17 protein-coding genes are annotated in these 16,986 nt (G+C 53.9%); 8 read left to right on the top strand and 9 right to left on the bottom strand.

Annotation, left to right across the window (positions count from 1 at the left end):
- Positions 1–5 precede the first annotated feature (5 nt).
- Genes hisS through der form a run of 6 tightly spaced genes read left to right on the top strand, consistent with a single transcriptional unit; the run spans position 6 to position 6,231 of the window.
- Complete coding sequence (hisS, locus tag MFLA_RS08295) at positions 6–1,265, top strand: histidine--tRNA ligase (protein WP_011479841.1); 1,260 nt, start codon at positions 6–8, stop codon at positions 1,263–1,265.
- Positions 1,262–2,095: an ATP-binding cassette domain-containing protein gene (locus MFLA_RS14570; protein ID WP_011479840.1), complete on the top strand. Its 834-nt coding sequence runs from the start codon at positions 1,262–1,264 to the stop codon at positions 2,093–2,095. Before hisS ends, MFLA_RS14570 begins: the two co-directional genes overlap by 4 nt.
- A complete protein-coding gene (locus MFLA_RS14565; RefSeq protein WP_011479839.1) occupies positions 2,095–2,910 on the top strand; it encodes an ATP-binding cassette domain-containing protein in 816 nt (271 codons plus the stop codon). Before MFLA_RS14570 ends, MFLA_RS14565 begins: the two co-directional genes overlap by 1 nt.
- A 14-nt stretch (positions 2,911–2,924) precedes the next feature.
- Entirely contained in the window at positions 2,925–3,551 is a 627-nt protein-coding gene (locus tag MFLA_RS08280) for a YfgM family protein (RefSeq protein ID WP_011479838.1), read from the top strand.
- Between the two features lie 11 nt (positions 3,552–3,562).
- A complete protein-coding gene (bamB, locus tag MFLA_RS08275) occupies positions 3,563–4,735 on the top strand; it encodes an outer membrane protein assembly factor BamB (RefSeq protein WP_011479837.1) in 1,173 nt (390 codons plus the stop codon).
- Positions 4,735–6,231, top strand: coding sequence for a ribosome biogenesis GTPase Der (der, locus tag MFLA_RS08270; RefSeq protein ID WP_048811924.1), 1,497 nt, complete (start codon positions 4,735–4,737; stop codon positions 6,229–6,231). The genes bamB and der overlap by 1 nt, the downstream gene beginning before the upstream one ends.
- Positions 6,232–6,396: 165 nt before the next feature.
- Here the strand turns inward: der and MFLA_RS08265 are convergent, their stop codons facing one another.
- Entirely contained in the window at positions 6,397–7,200 is an 804-nt protein-coding gene (locus MFLA_RS08265; protein WP_011479835.1) for an outer membrane protein assembly factor BamD, read from the bottom strand.
- A gap of 87 nt (positions 7,201–7,287) precedes the next feature.
- Here MFLA_RS08265 and rluD point away from each other — a divergent pair, with 87 nt between their 5' ends.
- Together rluD and pgeF are read left to right on the top strand one after the other, a co-directional pair.
- Positions 7,288–8,358, top strand: a complete 1,071-nt coding sequence (rluD, locus tag MFLA_RS08260) for a 23S rRNA pseudouridine(1911/1915/1917) synthase RluD (protein WP_011479834.1) — start codon at positions 7,288–7,290, stop codon at positions 8,356–8,358.
- Entirely contained in the window at positions 8,348–9,082 is a 735-nt protein-coding gene (pgeF, locus tag MFLA_RS08255; protein WP_011479833.1) for a peptidoglycan editing factor PgeF, read from the top strand. Before rluD ends, pgeF begins: the two co-directional genes overlap by 11 nt.
- 70 nt (positions 9,083–9,152) lie before the next feature.
- Here pgeF and MFLA_RS08250 read toward each other — a convergent pair whose 3' ends face one another.
- The 8 genes from MFLA_RS08250 to MFLA_RS08215 form a co-directional block, all read right to left on the bottom strand.
- On the bottom strand, positions 9,153–9,584 hold the full coding sequence (locus tag MFLA_RS08250) for a cupin domain-containing protein (protein ID WP_011479832.1): 432 nt from the start codon (positions 9,582–9,584) through the stop codon (positions 9,153–9,155).
- A gap of 198 nt (positions 9,585–9,782) precedes the next feature.
- Positions 9,783–10,025, bottom strand: a complete 243-nt coding sequence (locus MFLA_RS08245; RefSeq protein WP_011479830.1) for a hypothetical protein — start codon at positions 10,023–10,025, stop codon at positions 9,783–9,785.
- Positions 10,022–10,831: a heme ABC transporter ATP-binding protein gene (locus MFLA_RS08240; protein WP_011479829.1), complete on the bottom strand. Its 810-nt coding sequence runs from the start codon at positions 10,829–10,831 to the stop codon at positions 10,022–10,024. Before MFLA_RS08240 ends, MFLA_RS08245 begins: the two co-directional genes overlap by 4 nt.
- 8 nt (positions 10,832–10,839) lie before the next feature.
- Positions 10,840–11,946, bottom strand: coding sequence for a FecCD family ABC transporter permease (locus MFLA_RS08235; RefSeq protein WP_011479828.1), 1,107 nt, complete (start codon positions 11,944–11,946; stop codon positions 10,840–10,842).
- A complete protein-coding gene (locus MFLA_RS08230; RefSeq protein WP_011479827.1) occupies positions 11,943–12,782 on the bottom strand; it encodes a heme/hemin ABC transporter substrate-binding protein in 840 nt (279 codons plus the stop codon). Before MFLA_RS08230 ends, MFLA_RS08235 begins: the two co-directional genes overlap by 4 nt.
- A gap of 17 nt (positions 12,783–12,799) precedes the next feature.
- Entirely contained in the window at positions 12,800–13,843 is a 1,044-nt protein-coding gene (locus tag MFLA_RS08225) for a hemin-degrading factor (protein WP_011479826.1), read from the bottom strand.
- Between the two features lie 48 nt (positions 13,844–13,891).
- Complete coding sequence (locus tag MFLA_RS08220; protein ID WP_048811643.1) at positions 13,892–16,168, bottom strand: TonB-dependent receptor domain-containing protein; 2,277 nt, start codon at positions 16,166–16,168, stop codon at positions 13,892–13,894.
- A 130-nt stretch (positions 16,169–16,298) separates the two neighbouring features.
- Positions 16,299–16,916, bottom strand: coding sequence for a PEP-CTERM sorting domain-containing protein (locus tag MFLA_RS08215; RefSeq protein WP_011479824.1), 618 nt, complete (start codon positions 16,914–16,916; stop codon positions 16,299–16,301).
- Positions 16,917–16,986 lie beyond the last annotated feature (70 nt).

Raw genomic sequence — 16,986 nt, 5'->3', positions numbered from 1 at the left:
CATCTATGTCTGATAAGTTTCAAAGTATCAAGGGATTCTACGATATCCTGCCAGCAGATACCGCATTGTGGCAGCGGATAGAGGATAGTGCCCGGCAGGTTCTGTCTCAGTACGGCTATCGCAATATCCGGCTGCCCATTGTCGAGCCCACCGAGCTCTTTATCCGCGGAGTGGGCGAGCATACCGATATTGTCGAGAAGGAAATGTATTCCTGGGAGGATAAACTCAACGGTGACCGTCTTACCTTGCGTCCAGAAGGTACTGCCGGGTGCGTCAGGGCCGTGGTCGAGCACAGCTTGACTTACAACGGCCCGCAGCGCCTCTGGTACATGGGCCCGATGTTCCGGCATGAAAATGTACAGAAAGGCCGCCAACGCCAGTTTCACCAGATCGGTGCCGAAGCGTTTGGGTATACCGGTCCTGATGTTGATGCTGAGCAAATTTCTATGCTGGCCAGACTCTGGCGCGAGCTTGGAGTGGCGAACGAGGTCGAGCTACAGTTGAACACCATCGGCGACGCTTCGGAACGCGCTCAGTACCGCCAGGTGCTGATACGCTATTTCGAGCAGCATGAGAGTCTTCTCGATGACGACGCCAAGCGCCGTCTGTATGCCAATCCATTGCGCATCCTGGATAGTAAAAATCCTGCCATGCAGACCATGATCGAGGCAGCGCCGAAGCTGCTCGATAGCCTCGGCGAGGAAAGCCGGGCCCATTTCGACGGCGTGACCCGCCAGCTAGACCAGCTTGGCATCAAATGGACATTGAACACCCGCCTAGTGCGAGGCCTGGATTACTACAATCGCACTGTGTTCGAGTGGGTCACCAACAAACTGGGCAGTCAGGGCACGATTGCTGGCGGCGGCCGTTACGATAGCCTGGTGCAGAGCCTGGGGGGAAAGGAAACACCGGCATGCGGCTTTGGCATTGGCCTTGAGCGCGTGTTTCTGCTGATGCGGGAATGTGGCATCGAAGCGTTCCACAGCCCAGACGTCTATCTCGTCAATGTGGGCGATGCGGCCAACAAGGCAGCTTTGCCCATTGCGGAGGCCCTGCGAGACAGCGGCTTGAGCGTAAGCCTGCATGCAGGAGGCGGCAGCTTCAAGTCGCAAATGAAGAAAGCAGACCAGAGTGGTGCTCAATATGCCTTGATCTTGGGCGATGACGAAATCGCCGCGAACGAGGTTTGCCTGAAACCATTGCGTGAAAATGGTGAGCAACGCAGAATGTCCTTATCCCAGGCTATAGAGGCATTGCATACATGACCGAACTGCTGCGCATCGAGAACCTGACCATAGCCCCCAAGGCAGAGCCTGAGCGATTGCTGGTCAGTCGTGTTTCTCTTGCGCTGGAAGCCGGTGAAACGACTTGTATTGTGGGAGAGTCCGGAAGCGGAAAAAGCCTGACGGCACTTGCCATCATGGGGCTGCTCTCTGAGCAGCTGCAGCTGAAAAGCGGCGGCATCTATTTCAAGGGGCGTGATATTGCGCGCGCCGGCAATGACGAGTTGCAGAAAATTCGTGGCAGGGAAATCGGCATGATTTTCCAGGAGCCCATGACTTCGCTCAATCCGGTCCTGACTGTCGGTTACCAGATAGGCGAAAGTCTGGCCCATCATTTGAAGATGAGCGGCTCAGCTCTGAAGGCCAGGGTGGCGAGCTTGTTGCAGCAGGTGGGTATTCCCCCGGAGCGCGCCGGCAGTTATCCCGATGAGTTGTCTGGCGGTCAGCGTCAACGTGTGATGATTGCGATGAGCATTGCATGCGAGCCTGCCATGCTCATCGCAGATGAGCCTACGACCGCACTGGACGTGACGGTGCAGGCACAAATCCTCAAACTGCTGGCTGACCTCAAGGTACGCATGCACATGGGGATGCTGTTCATTACACACGATTTCGGCGTGGTGGCGGATATTGCGGACAATGTGGTCGTCATGTTCCGTGGCGAGATTGTGGAGGCGGGACCGGTACAATCGGTGCTGCAGAATCCGCAACATCCCTATACCCGCGCCTTGCTTGATTGCGTGCCGGACGCCGAGGGCAAAAAGCCGCTTAAGCCTATCGATTATGCCTGGCTAAGCACAGGAAGCGCCTGATGGATACTGTCTCCGACAACTATATTCTGCTTGCACGCGATCTCAACAAGACGTATACCCAGCGTAGCGGGCGTTTCGGTTTTGGCAGCACCAAGGTCAAGGCTCTGGACAATGTCAGCATCTCATTGCGGGCGGGTAGTACATTGGCGATCGTAGGGGAGTCCGGTAGCGGCAAATCCACTTTGGCGCGTTGTCTGTTACAATTGCAACCCCTGGATAGCGGTGAAGTCATTTTTCAAGGCAATAACCTGGCAAAACTCTCGGGCCATGCCTTGCGACAGGAGCGCCGACATTTGCAGATGATTTTCCAGGACCCTTTTGCTTCGCTCAATCCTCGCATGAAGGTTCGTGAGATTGTGGCGGAGGGGCTGGTGATTCATGAAGTCGGCACGGCAAGAGAGCAGCAGGACAAGGTAGTGCAGATGCTGGAGCGGGTCGGCCTGAGTGCTGCCGATATGAACAAATATCCCCACCAGTTTTCCGGTGGCCAGAGACAGCGCATCGGGATTGCCCGGGCGCTTGTGTTGCAGCCCAAGGTCGTCATATGTGACGAGCCCGTCTCCGCGCTGGATGTATCTATCCAGGCGCAGATCTTATTGTTGTTGCAAAGCCTGCAGCAGGAAATGAACCTGAGCTATCTTTTTATTAGCCATGATCTGCGTGTGGTACGTCATATCGCGGATGACGTGGCTGTGATGTACAAGGGGCGCATCGTGGAGCAGGGAAGTGTGGAGCGTATTTACGGCACCCCCACCCAGGACTACACCCGTAATTTGTTGAATTCTATCCCGGGACGCAAGGCCCAGGCAGCGTAATTTTAGGAAAGAGCATGGCATACGATTTGGAAGAACAAGACCAGTTGGACGCATTCCGGAGCTGGTGGAAGCGCAACGGTAATCTCGTTATTGGCGTGGCAGCACTGGCGCTGGTTGGCTTTGGTGGTTACGAAGGCTGGCAATATTACCAGTATCAGCAATCCGCTGCTGCGTCAGTGCAGTATCAGAACATGGCCAGTACCGATATCAAGGATGCCGACAAGATACGGACATTGTCTGCCGAGCTGATGGACAAATACTCTTCCACACCATACGCAGGGCGTGCTGCGGTGGCGGTGGCTAAACTTAATTACCAGGAGCAGGACCTGGAAAGCGCCAAAGCTCAATTGACATGGGCAGCCAAGAATGCCAAGGAAGACGCTGTACGGGCAATTGCATTGCTGCAGCTGGCTGCCATCCAATATGAGGAAAAAGCTTACGACGAAGCATTGAAAACCTTGTCAGAAAAACATGATGCCGGATATGCCGGGCTGTTTGCCGACCTGAAGGGCGATGTGCTCGTTGCGCAAGGCAAGACCGAAGATGCCAAGGCCGCTTACAAGGATGCACTTGCCAAGCTGGATATGCAGGGTGATTACTACAAATATACCGAGTACAAGCTGGAAGCACTTGGTAGCTGATGGAGCGAAGTTTGCGTTCAATTTCATTGTCAATCGCCGCCGCTGTGTTATTGGGTGGATGTTCCACGATCAGCGACCTTAAAACCGATATATCCGAGCGCGTGTTCGGGCGTGATCAGGCTGACCCGCCTGCCGAGTTGGTAGAGTTCAAGCCCACGCTGAAGCCGAGAATTGTTTGGTCTGCCAAGGTGGGCGAATCAGGGCTTGCCGACTTCATGCCTGCTGCAGCTGATGGCTTTGTATACGCGGCAAGCGGAGATGGTGAGATCGCCAAGTTTGATGCAGTTAGCGGTAAACAGGTGTGGAAGGTCAATGCCGGGGAAGCGCTGACTGGCGGCGTTGGCCTTGGTAGCGGCTTGGTGCTGGTCGGGACGCCCAAGGGCTATGTACTGGCTTATGACCTTGATGGAAAACTGCTATGGAAATCCAAGGTCAGCAGCGAGGTCTTGAGTGCTCCTCAAGTGGAGAATGATGTCGTGGTCGTTCGTTGCGGTGACAGCCGGATTTTCGGCTTGAACGCCAAGGATGGTGCGCGCAAGTGGGTGTATGAGCGTGCTACGCCGACCCTGACCCTGCGCAGCAGCGCTGGCGTGACGATTGCCGATAATATTGTCTACGCGGGATTTGCCGGCGGCAAGCTTGTCTCGCTGCGTGCCGATGATGGCAAGACGTTATGGGAGGCTTCTGTTGCCCTGCCCAAGGGAACGACAGAGTTGGAGCGCATCGCGGATATTACCAGCTTGCCTGTGGTGGATGGGCCATTGGTATACGCAGTTGCTTATCAGGGCCGTGTCGCTGCCGTGGAGCGTACAACTGGACGGGTTGCCTGGACGCGGGATATTTCAAGCTATACCGGCCTGGGCGCTGAGGATGCGCGAGTGTATGTTTCGCACGCCAGTGGAGCCGTGTTCGCACTTGATTATTCAAGTGGCCGTACTTTCTGGCGTCAGCCAGACCTCAAGAACCGCCAATTGAGTGCCCCATTGCCAATGGGAGGTGTCGTGGTGGTTGGGGATGTCGAGGGTTATCTCCACTTCATGGACCGTGATGAAGGCAATTTTGTGGCCCGATTGCAGACCGAAAAGGGCGCGGTGATGCCTCAGCCGGTTGCGCTTGGCACTAACGGCTTCCTGGTTCAGACCCGCAAGGGTGGCTTATATGCTGTTTCAGTAGTGCCGCAATGATGCTGCCGACCATCGTTCTTGTTGGCAGGCCCAACGTAGGCAAGTCTACATTGTTCAACCGCCTGACCAAGACCCGAGATGCCTTGGTGGCAGACTTGCCTGGACTGACGCGCGATCGCCATTATGGTCGTGGCGTAGTAGGAAGCAAACCTTATCTAGTTGTTGATACCGGTGGTTTTGAGCCACTGGTGGATAGTGGTATTCTCAAGGAAATGGCACGCCAGACGCTGTTGGCGATTGATGAGGCTGATGTAGTGATTTTTCTCGTCGACGGACGCAACGGTCTTGCACCTCAAGATAAGGTGATCGCCGAACGGCTGCGTAAGAGTCAGCGGCCTATCCTGTTGGCCGTCAATAAGACGGAAGGCATGCAGCGCGCCATTGCCAGTGCAGAATTCCACGAACTGGGATTGGGACATCCACTATCTATATCCTCCGCCCATGGTGAAGGTGTGCGGGACCTTGTCGAACTGGCCCTGGAAAACTTTCCTGAGCCCGGTGAGGAAGAGGAGTCCCAAGGGAACCAAGTGCCCAAGGTGGCAATCGTGGGCCGCCCGAATGTGGGAAAGTCAACCTTGGTCAATGCGCTTCTGGGCGAGGAGCGCGTGATTGCATTTGACCAGCCGGGAACGACCCGTGACTCGATCTATCTGGATCTCGAGCGCAACGGCAAGCGCTACACGATTATTGATACGGCAGGTGTGCGCAGGCGTGGCAAGGTTTTTGAGGCAGTAGAGAAGTTTTCTGTCATTAAGACCATGCAGGCAATTGAAGAGGCCAACGTCGCTATTCTCGTGGTTGATGCGCAGGAAGGCATTACTGAGCAGGATGCCCACGTTTCGGCTTACATCCTCGACAGTGGCCGGGCACTCGTGGTGGCCGTAAACAAATGGGATGGCCTGGAAGATGATAAACGCGAATGGATCAAGCGCGAAATCGACCGCAAGCTGCAGTTCCTGGATTTTGCCAAGTTTCACTATATTTCGGCTTTGCGCAAGAAGGGCCTGGGTGAGTTATTCCATTCTGTGGATGCCGCCTACAAGGCTGCCATGGCCAAGCTCTCAACTCCGCAACTGACCCGGGTTCTGGAAGATGCGACCATGCAGCACCAGCCGCCGATCAGCAAGGGCATACGGCCCAAGCTCCGTTACGCGCATCAAGGTGGTAGCAATCCTCCTATCGTCGTGATCCACGGCAACCATGTGGATGGTATCAAGGAGAGTTACCGGCGTTATCTGGCAGGCGTATTCCGCAAGGCATTCCAGTTGACTGGAACACCATTGCGGGTGCAGTTCAACCAAGGCCACAATCCTTTTGCCGAACAGGAAGAGCGTAAGCAGGGTGAAGGCATCGTGAGTATGCGCAGGCGCAAGACTGCGGAGCGAGCGGCCTTGAATGCGCGAAAAAATGAAGACCAGGGCCGCAAGATCAAGAAAAAGCCGGGCGTTGTCGCCAGCTCGCGCAACGTGAAAAACAAGGTGGTCTCCAAGAAATAGGAGGGGGTCGACATTAAGGGCCTTGACGGTATGCAGCGTTTGCCCTGATAAACAGCTCGCTCATATTCCCATCACACATGCCAGGGGCCAGTGTTTAGATAAAAGCGACGAATCGAGTAATATCGCGATTAGCTCTATCTACTCTTCTAAGAGAGCAAGCTTACTCTAGAATAGGCTTTCCCAGAATCGCCACCATACACGTTCATCCTTGGGGACATTGTTTCCCAGCATGAGGCTGTTGGGGTAGTTTTGCGCCAGCACACGCTTGGCATCGTCGCGCAGATCATCCATGCTCATGGCGTCGTATGCGCTGATCAGAATCACCAGTGCTTCTTCAATATGGGGCGTGTCAGGATAAAACTCCATGACATATTTGCAGCGGTTGGCTGCAGCCACGTAAGCCTGGCGCTTCATGTAATAGCGGGCAACGTGTAGTTCGTGCTGGGCGAGAGAGTTCACTAGGTAGCTCATGCGCAAGGTAGCGTCCTTGACATAGCGGCTGTTGGGGAAGCGGTTCACCAGCTCCTTGAGAGCGAGGAAGGATTCGCGCAACGATTTCGGGTCGCGGTCACTGATTTGCTGCTTGGTGAGTTTTTCGATGATCCCGCGCTCATTGAAAGTGGCCAAGCCTTTCATGTAATAGGCATAGTCGACATTCGGGTGGTTGGGATGCAGTTTGATGAAGCGGTCTGCAGCAGCCATCGTGGCAGCAGGATCGTTTTTCTTGTAATGCGCGTAAATGACCTCGAGCTGGGATTGAGTGGCATAACGCCCGTGCGGATAGCGGGATTCCAGTATCTGGAAGTACTTGATGGCTTTCTCATAGTCGCGGGTGGTCATGTTTTCCACAGCAGCAGCATAGATGCGCTGCACAGGCCAGCCCTTGGTTTCGTCGAGTTCTGTAGGGGCGCCGAAAATCGCGCAGCCTGTGAGCCAGAGTACTGCAATTAACGCTAAACTATGCTTCATTTACAAAATCCATGATTGAGTTTGTGGGTGCCGATTATTAACACAATGCTGCTGCATGATGCAGCGCACAATGATTGATTATAACCGATGAGCCACACTGCAACGCCTATTACCCTCACAATTACCCAGGAGCTCGGGGGCATGCGTCTCGACCAGGCACTGCAGCGCCTGATGCCCGAACACTCGCGTTCACGCATCCAGGGCTGGATCAAGGATGGACTGGTCACCATTGACGATGAGACACCGACCGCCAAGTTCAAGGTCTGGGGCGGGGAGCAAGTGCAGATTAAGCCGCAAGCAACACCGGAAGCATTGGCTTTCGAGCCTGAAAATATTCCGCTGGAGGTGGTGTTCGAGGATGAGCATATCCTGGTGATTAACAAGCCTGCCGGGATGGTAGTGCATCCTGCGGCGGGCAACTGGAGTGGCACCTTGCTCAATGCCTTGCTCTACCACGCGCCCCAGCTCAAGGATGTGCCTAGGGCGGGCATTGTGCACCGGCTGGACAAGGATACCAGCGGCCTGTTGGTCGTTGCCAAGACGTTGGCTGCACAAACCAATCTAGTCAGGCAGTTGCAGGCGCGTACCGTCAAGCGAGAGTACCGTACCATCGTCTGGGGCCAGGTGTGGCGCAATGGCAAGGTAGACCAACCGATTGGCAGACATCCGCATGCACGCACCAAGATGGCAGTGAACCGCATGGGCAAGCCCGCAGTCACCCATTATGAGGTACTGGATCGCTTTTCTGTACATACCTATATGCGTTGTCTGCTCGAAACCGGGCGCACGCACCAGATTCGCGTGCATATGCAACATCTCAAGGCGCCGATCGTCGGCGATCCTGTGTACGGCATTCGCGGCATTCTGCCGCTACGCCATATCTCGGACAACCTCAGGAATGTATTGCTCGAATTCAAGCGCCAGGCACTGCATGCTATCCGGCTCGGACTCAAACATCCCGTGAGCGGTGAGCCAATGGAATGGCAAGTGGAACTGGCTGCCGACATGAAAATATTGCTGGAAGCGATCCGCGCTGAAAATGTGCCGCCAGAAGAGGCTGATGCTTTTTACGTGGATGATGGCGAATTCGCTTATGAGTATGAATACGGCGAAGACGAAAACGACGATTGGCTTGAGGAGGATGACGATGTTGAGTGATCAAGACCTCATCATTCCAGACTGGCCGGCACCGGCCAATGTCCGGGCGCTTCAAACCACCCGCTCGGGAGGGGTAAGTAAAGCGCCTTACAACAGCTTGAACCTGGGCATGCATGTGGGCGATGTTGCGCTGGATGTGGCAGCCAACCGCCAGCGCCTGAACCGCTATGTGCCAACAGAGCCGGTATGGCTTAACCAGGTGCATGGCATTACGGTGATCGACGCAGGCACTGCCAGTTGTGTGCCTGACGCAGATGCGGCTTATGCCCGCACTCGGCATACCGTGTGCGCCGTCATGACGGCAGACTGCCTGCCTGTGCTCATTTGTGACAAGGCGGGCACCATTGTCTCTGCCGTGCATGCGGGTTGGCGCAGTCTGCTAGATGGGGTGATAGAGGAGACGGTAGCCGAAATGGACAAGCCAGGAAGCGATTTACTGGCTTGGCTCGGCCCGGCCATCGGCCCTGATGCGTTCGAGGTGGGAGATGAGGTGAGGCGGGCATTTATCGCCCGTGACGCAAAGGCTGAGCAGGCCTTCAGGCCTGCTTCTGCCGGGAAATGGCTAGGTGATATTTTTCAGCTGGGGCGGCAGCGCTTGGCTAACGTTGGTGTCAGCCATATTTATGGCGGTGGTCTGTGTACTTATGATGATGAAGAGCGGTTTTTCTCGTTCCGCCGTGACGAATCAACAGGTCGCATGGCCAGCTTGATCTGGCTGGAGTAATGTTCCGCCAGATCAGCTAATGACGTGGCATGCTTCCTGCCAGTGTTTGGCAGGGGTCATTTTTCTGTTACTACTGTATTTCCTGTTCTTCCAGCAAGGGAATGCCTTCACCACCTGCATAAAATACGATCAATACCGCGGGGCTATCGCCTGTATATCCACGGTGCACGGCATGCACCATTTCGGGGAGCGCTTGCCCCGGACCGAGGCGTAAAGTTTCACCAGTGCCGTGTTTTTCCACGGTGATTTCGCCGGAAAGTATATAGGCAACATTAGGCACCGGATTGCTGTGCCATGGTAGGGAAGTGTTGGGTGGAATGGTAAAACGCAATACGCTTAATTCAGGCTTGCCACCTGGATAATTGGCGTAGCTCTTGCCATCCCAGGCCTTGACGCTGCGTAGTACCGGCTCGACTTGCAGTTGCTGTTCGGAGGCGGCAATGGCGGACGTGCTGAGAAGAGTGAAGCCGGCAATACAGCATAATATCCAGAAGCTTTTCATAAGGCACCATTCCTTTCTTGCAGATTGCAATGTCACACACTGCTAATCAAGCAAGGAACAGGCCAGGATTTTTTGCTAGATGTTATGACCGATACGCCAGACTACACCGCTTGGGTCGTTGAAGACAAAATCACGCATGCGCCATGGCTGGTCGATCACGTCTGAGATTTGACTATCGTATTTTTCCACGATGCCTGACTACCGAATACGGTCATACCAGGCATCTGCATCCTCCACCAGTAAATGCATCATGAAATTGTCTGCACAGGGCTTTAAGTGGAAGTCTTGCAGCAGGAAAGCGCAATGTTCATAGCAAAAATAGGCGATGCCTCCACCTTCAGACCGTTTCTCGAAGCCGATGTCCTGATAGAACTGCTGGGAAAGCTTAAAGTCTTTGGCTGGCACGAATGCCTTGATTTCGATGGGCTTGAGTATGCTCATGTTGCTATCATCGATGATGAAGGGTGTCTGCGAGCGGCAATCATGGGTGTGCCGCCATCCGGATGATTGAGCAGGACGCAGGGCAGGTCGAAGCAGGCTTCGACCATGGCGGGCGTCATGATGGATTCCACCCGGTCAATTGCTTGCAGCCTGCCATCGCGTAGCAAGGCGATACGATCGGCATACTGAGCGGCGAGATTGAGGTCGTGCACGATGGCGACGACGGCAACATCTCCTTTGTCTGCCCATTTTCTCGCGATCGTGAGCATGCGATGCTGCTGCAGCGGGTCAAGCGCGGCAGTGGGTTCGTCGAGCAGGAGCAGGCGGGCACCTTGCGAGCTTTCCCAGATTTGCGCCAGTACACGCGCCATTTGCACCCTGGCTTGTTCGCCGCCTGAAAGCGTGGAATAAATCTGTTCCGCCAAATGCACGGCGCCCACTTCCTGCATGGCGGCCATGGCGATCTGGTAGTCCTGTGGACGGTTTGCACCCAGGTGATGGGGATGGCGGCCGAGCAGTATGATTTCAAGGGCAGTGTAGGCAAACCCAACTTCAGCATGCTGCTGCATCAATGCGCGTTGGCGGGCCAGCTGAAGTAAGTTCCATTCTGCAAGCGATTTTCCCTCCCAGCGGACCTCGCCGCTGGACGGCTTGAGCTCGCCGCACAACAGGCGGATGAGTGAGCTCTTCCCGGCGCCATTTGGGCCGCAGATAGCTACCATCTCGCCTGGCTTAATGATGAAGCTGATGTCGTGCAGCAGGGTTTTGCTGCCGATGTTGAGCCCTGTGTGAATGACTTCCAGCATGAATATTCCTATAACCCGATTTTGCGCCGCATGCGGAACAGCAATGCCAGGAAGAAAGGTACGCCGAGCAGCGCCGTGATGATGCCTACCGGCACCTCGGTCGGCACTGCAATCGTGCGTGCCAGCAAGTCCGACAGCAATACCAGGATGGCGCCGACCAGTGCAGAAGCCGGCATGACCAGGCGCTGGTCTGGGCCGACAGCAAGTCGCACCAAGTGGGGGGCCACCAGGCCGATAAAGCCGATAATGCCTGTCACGGATACTACTGCACCCACGGCAAGCGCAATCGCGCCTATGCATACCTGGTTGAGGCGTTTGACCGATACGCCAAGCAAACTGGCCTGCACTTCGCCAAGCGCAAGGGTGTTGAGCGCGCTGGACTGCTTGAGCAGGATGAGAACGGAGCTGCCGCTCAGGCATGCCACCATGGTGACCATCGGCCAGGTGGCAGCCCCCAAGCTACCCAGCGACCAGAAGTTGAGGGAACGCATTTCCAGGTCGGTCGCAACAAAGGTCATCAGGCCAATCAGTGCGCCGCAGAGCGAGCCGATGGCAATCCCCGCGAGCAGCATCAAGGCAATCGATGTCTGTCCCTGGCGGGTCGAAATGGCAAAAATCAGGATAGTGGCGATCAAGCTGCCGACGAAGGCAAAAATGGGCAGGGCAAACTCCCCAATCACATTATGCAGCGCTACCATCCAACTACCGCCCAGCACAATGGCAAGCGCTGCGAACAGGGCGGCGCCGCCCGATACGCCAACCAGGCCTGGCTCCGCAAGCGGGTTACGCAATAGGGCTTGCATGGCGGCACCTGACACGGCCAGGGCCACGCCGGTAAGCACGCCCAGGGCAAGGCGCGGCAGACGGATGTTCCATAACACCATGGCCTGTTGCAGCTGCTCCTGCGGCATGGATTGCCAGACGGAAGTGCCGGGCGGGCTCATCAGCAGTTTCAACACATCCAGCGGCGGAATGTGGACGGCACCTATCCCTGCTGCCAGCACGACCAGAGTGGCAAGTATGATGGTGAGTCCAGTGAGGACCCGGTTGCGCAATTGCAGACTGCGGGTCGCTTGCCCGGCCAGCGTCATGGAGGAGGAAGCACTGCTGCTCATTGCTTGCGTATGGCTTCGCCGAGCTCGACCATGGCAGCAGGCAGGCGAGGGCCGAAGCCCAGGATATATTGCGTGTCCATGCTGATGATACGTTTCTGCTTTCCTGCTGGTGTCATGTTGATGCCGGGCGTCTTGAGAAAGCCCGGCAGCCCGCCGCTGGCCTCCAGGCTTTCATTGGTCGTCACGATGACCTCCGGCGCTGCCGCCACCAATGCCTCGGCAGTCAGCGGCTTGTAGCTCTTGAACTGGCCTGCCATGACATTCTCGGCATGTATCAGCTTGATCACGGCCGAGGCGGCTGTTTCATCGCCGGCGGCATGTGCTCCGCGTCCGGAATTGTTCATTACGAACAACACGCGGGGATGTCCCGGAAGCTTGGCCAGTTTGACTTTTGCCTCTTGCCAGGATTTTTCAAAATCCGCAGCGATCTGCTGTGTCGTGCTTGCCCCCAAATAGTCACCAATGGTGCGGATATTGGCAGCTACCTGTTGTGGTGTATGGTCGGTTTCCTGTAGCTGCAATACCTTGACTCCGGCATTGCGCACCTGGTCGATCACATTGCGCGGCCCGGCCCCGGCCTCGGCAATGATCAATGTGGCACCCGTGGACATTAAACCTTCCGCAGAAAGTGTGCGCATATAGCCAATCTTAGGCTTGCTGGCGGCAGCTTCGGGATAACCGCTGGTAATGTCATTGGCGATGACCTCATTGCCTTTGCCCAAGGCGTAGACAATCTCTGTCACGGCGCCGCCTATCGTCAACAGCTTTTCAGCCGCAACAGCAATATGGCTACCAAACATCAACCCGGTAGCGAGCAGCAAGGCGCGGATTTTCATTACATTCCTCTTGATGATTATTTCACAGCTGACAATTGAGCCACGATGTTGCGCCATGCCTCAAGTTCTGGCTTGCCTGGCTTACGCTCGCCAAAGAACTGCGCCATGATTTCGCCATTCTTATCGAATACCTCCAGCGATGTCACGATGCCATCTTCGGTTGGTTTCTTGACCACCCAGGACTCCACGATCAGGTCGGTACGCAAGTGCAGGTTGAATGTTTCATCCAACACATTGATCCAGGGGCCCAATTCCTTCACGTTCTTGATCGGGCCGGTATGGATCTGGATATTGCCGGGATTGCCGACGAAGCACATGATGCTGGTGCCGTCTGCCGCCGCTGCTTCCAGTATTTGCTTGACGGCATTGTTGTCCACCTTGTATGCATGGCCTTCAGGCGCAAGGCGCAGGCCTTGCGTACGCCCCACACCGAACTTGCGCAAGAGCATGAAAAAATCATGCGTATCTTTCATTGCCAACCAGGCTGCCTTGAAGCCTTCTTGGTCAATTTCGCTATCCGGTTTTTCCGCAGGTGCCGGTTTGGCCGCTTCGACTTCCTCTCCCGGCGTCTGGTCCTCGCTGCGAAACTTCTGCACCAGGTTGTTCCAGGCGTCTACATTGCTGAAATCCTTGAGGTGGATCTTGTGGACTGCAGTGCCCGTGGCGTCATAGAACTGCAGGCTGCGCTGGGTGCCTTTCTCGGTCTCTTCGGTGACTGCATAACCATGTTTCCATTGCGAATAAAAAATGCGCAGGTCGATATCTGGCCCCACGACTAAGCCGACATGGTCGAAGGATACATTCTCATAAGTGCCGATCTTCTCATGCACCGTGCCTTCATTGCGTGTCAGCGCCATCACACGGCCCAGTTTGGGAACCTCTGCAATGATTTCATGGAACGGCCCCTTGAGACGTACTGCCTCGCGGCCAACGGCGTTGGCAATCGCCTGTCCTTCAGTGATCCCGATGGCTTGCGCCGCTTCACGGTTACGTAGCTTTTGCTCTTTTTTTGCATTGTGGAAGGCGTGGTATTGTTCTTCGTGTGTCGCTAATTGATTCATTGAGAGACTCCTCATTTTTTCTAGTGTGTTGATAACTTAATAGTACGGTTAATAAATAAGCTCTGTATAGAATTTGATATTGCGACCAGGACCGGGAAGGCCTCGATCACCTGCAAAGCCGCCATCCAAATAATAGTGTGTGTCTTTAATGTTTTCCCCGACCAAACGGAAATTTAGATGTTTGTTTGGAGACCAGCGCATACCTACATTGAACAATTCATAGCCTTCTTGAATGCCTGTATTACCGCTGACTCCATCCATTGCTCCGCTGATAATATCCTTGTCTGAGACCCGTCTATAGTGGACATGGAAGTCGAAAGTAGAGCTGATATTGAATCCCAGAGTAATGTTCACTGCGTTGCCCGGCAGGCTGAAAATCGGTATACGCCTCCCGCTACTTTCGACAATTGTCCTTCCCGCAATTCTGGAGTAAGAAGCTTGTGCATAAAATGCCTTGTAGTTCAGATTGTTCTCAAACTCCCAGCCATTTCTGATTTGGGTACCATAATTAGGTAAGTAGTTTGAAATTCCTAATACAACATGGCTGGAATGGCTATGGAAAAATGTCGCTTTAGACGTTAATTGTAGCGGTTGCCCAAATAGACCACTGTTGACATAGCTGATGCCTGCCTCGGTGTTTTCGGTCCGCTGTGTTTTGTAGGCATCGTCACAAGAAGAGTGGTCATCCGGGCATAGGCTGGCGCTAACAGGATCGCCATTGCTCAGATAGGCTTGAATCGGGAAAGCATAGCCATTCGCAATCGGCCGGAACCCTTGTCCGTAATTAGCAAACAGGGTGAGATTATTGGGAACGACATCGTAAGCTAATGCCAAATTATAGATTTCTTCCTTGGCGCGTATCTTGTGTCGACGGTTTGTAAAGTCTAGAGCATCTTTTATTTCATTTAATGCTTCAATGAAGTAGTAGTCTTTCCTGTATCCCGGGGTAATGGAAAGCTGTTTGATCCTCATGGTAGGTTGAATATAAAAGGCAGTGCTGGTTCTGATTCCCGAAGGAGTTGCGTTGGCATCAATTCGCGGAGACAAGGGATTGTCATAGCTGCGTTTAGTGATGGTTTTTTGCCTTGAGTATTGAACTCCTGTTAATAGCTCGATATCAAGATCAGTGGTGTGGAAAATTTTCGCGCGATTAGATAGGTCAAAGTTAGTATTGCGGAAATTGTAGTCGTCTAGCCTGTCTCCCGTACACGTTGTGGCGGATTGGGTAGCAGTACCTGGTAGACCGGTAAATCTGTTGTATGCAGTAAATCCTACACAATAGAGCATTGGATTGAATGGTCTATTGCCATCCCATCCAAAAGGCGTGACTTCATTTTGTTGGGTATGGCCAGTGCCTAGGATTGCCTTGAGATTAATCCAATCGCTACCAGGCGTGAATTCCCATGTCTGGGAGATGGTTTCCTCATCAATGGCTCTCAACACATAGGGTGTTGCGAATTGCATCCCTGTGATGGTATCGAACAGTTGTACTGTCGGACCTTGCTTGAGCTTTGTCAATGAGGTTGAAATGCGTAGTGCGTCCGTAGGGTAGAGTGTAACCTTAAATAACTCCGACTCAATGTTGAGATTGGAGTAGGCTAGTTCATCACCATTGCCTTGAGTCAGGTTGTTGGATTGACGATTGGTGTAGTTATAAATCAAATCTACTCGTTCATGTGGACGTGCGTAGGCCAGATATGAGCGCAAGTATTCATCGTTGTTGTTTCCGTATCCGAACTTGACTCGGCCGCCCATCATTTGTCCTGGACGTAAAAAATCTTCAGCATCCTTGGTAGTAGTAATGACAGCCCCGCCGACATAGCCAGAATTGGTGCTAATTTGCGGGCCCCTCCGAATTTCTATTGTTTTCAATAGGTCAGGCTCGATATAAGTGCCTCTAGACCTATACTTCTCATAGTTTTTCAATACACCGTCTACAGAAACCGCAACGTCGCTGCTGTCAAAGCCACGGATATTGAAACTCATGCCATTAAGCCGTGGGCCGCCATCAATACTGACGCCCGGCGTGTTTCTTACCGCATCGAATACAGTGGAGACTTGGCGCCTTTCCATGTCTTCTGCAGTGATTTTGGTGATGGACTGCGTGGTGTTAATACGATCATCCCGAATTCTAGAGGAACTCACACTGGTCTCTGGCAATACAGTAGTTGCAGGATTCCTTTGGACTGATTTTTTGGTGGGAGCCTGCGGCGCCTCCGAGGGTGTGCTGGGGGAATTTTCTGACTGCTTATTTTTTTCAGTCTCTGCTGCTAATGCTGAAAGAGGCTGAAGCACCGAGACCAACATTAAAACAAGCGCCAGCATGGGGCGGTGGCTCAAGGTGTTGAGGCTGGCGGTTGTCATTATTAAAAGGGGTGGGTGAGCTTGGTCGATCTAAAAGAAGAGGCCTGGCATACGCTGATGTAGGCCAGGCGCACTATTAATATAAAAATAACTAGCTTTGTTTACGAGAGAGGCGGCTGGCAGCACCAAGTATGCCCAGTCCAAGAGCTAGCATGGCATAGGTGCTTGGCTCAGGAACCGCAGCCACGGTTGCCAATGCAATTTGGTCGATAAAGACATGCGGAGCAGCGGTTTTGAATTGGAATGTATAAAGATCCGTCCCAACTACATTGTTCCAGACCCAGTAGAGTTCTTCCTCGTCTCCATGAGAGCCTGCCCCAGTGAAAGCAAGCACACTGGTAGCACTGATACCATTTAATGTGGCTTCGGATGCTAATGTGTTGCCTTGCACTGCTGCGCGTAGGTACACATCAAATACGCCGGCGGTGCCTGCCAAGGTGGCGGTAATCGTCGGCATGTTGAATAGAGTGTAAATCCCTTCACCCATTTGGATGGCAGCAGGAGGCGTCAGGCTGATTGTGCCTGCACCTATCTCGGGCGTGCTGTCACCCTCGATGGAGTCAAAAGAGTTCCATTCCACGTATTGTACAGGCGTTGCCCCACCCCAAGGGGCCTGGGAATCCCAAACATTGGTGGTGGCAGATGCGGATGTGGCAAAAGCGGTGCCTACTGCCAAGGCGATGGCAGCTAGATTGTAAGAAAGTGACATTGTAATACCCCGGTATAAATAATCGAAAGATGTCAGCCCGTATATTGATGCGGGCTGACAAGGTCTTGCT

This window comes from Methylobacillus flagellatus KT (assembly GCF_000013705.1).
Taxonomy (GTDB): Bacteria; Pseudomonadota; Gammaproteobacteria; order Burkholderiales; family Methylophilaceae; genus Methylobacillus; species Methylobacillus flagellatus.
The sequence above is the reverse complement of the archived record's forward strand: the minus strand, read 5'-3'. Positions and strand labels throughout refer to the sequence as shown.